The 752-nt window shown below is 38.0% G+C and carries 1 protein-coding gene; it reads right to left on the reverse strand.

Annotated elements, in window-relative coordinates; translation table 11 throughout:
- Nucleotides 1–752: glycosyltransferase (locus tag ACT3SX_RS15370; protein ID WP_444526297.1), on the reverse strand; the 752-nt coding region annotated here is incomplete at both ends.

Raw genomic sequence — 752 nt, forward strand, 5'->3', positions numbered from 1 at the left:
TTTAGCAATAGAAGATTCTTTTAGAGCATTAAGTTTTTCTTTATCACGAAAACATTCACTACTCAAAACATGCTGTAGCTTTGTACTATAGTCATTCTTGTCTACACTGACAATTTGCTCTTCAGGAATCAGCCTTGCAACTTCACCAACGTCAGTGGCTATAGTAAAAACATTCAATAATATCGCTTCAACGACTACGTTGGAAAACCCTTCGGTTTTTGAGTGTAAACAAAAAACTTCCATGGCTTTTAAACACTTGGGTACATCACCTCTTTCACCTAATAACCTAAAATTATCTGTGAGACCATAGTCTTCTATCCAAGATAGCAGCTCTTTATTCTCTGCTGTATTGTCTCGTCCTACCATCATAAATTTTATATTGGGATAGTCTTTGACTAAAATTGCCGCGACATCTACAAATAATTTTTGGTTCTTAACTGGATTAAAACGGCCTACAGAACCAATAACGATATCATCGGCAGATATACCGTGTTGTTGACGTATGTCCAAGCCATCTGCATCCGTTGCTGTCAGTGCATCAATCTCATAACCATTAGCAATGACCGTCATTTTAGATTCATCGTAGCCTATGCCTACATGATAATCCTTTGCAACATGGGCAGCACACACAATCGTTGTTGGAACATGATATGAAAGCTTTGCACACAACTTGCTTAAGTGAACGGTGATCTTTGAAGAGCCTTGTGACACATCAGTAGTACGAATACCCCAGATAATATTTTTTACGCCGA

This window comes from Psychrobacter sp. AOP31-B2-9 (assembly GCF_052378005.1).
In the GTDB taxonomy this organism is placed as follows: Bacteria; Pseudomonadota; Gammaproteobacteria; order Pseudomonadales; family Moraxellaceae; genus Psychrobacter.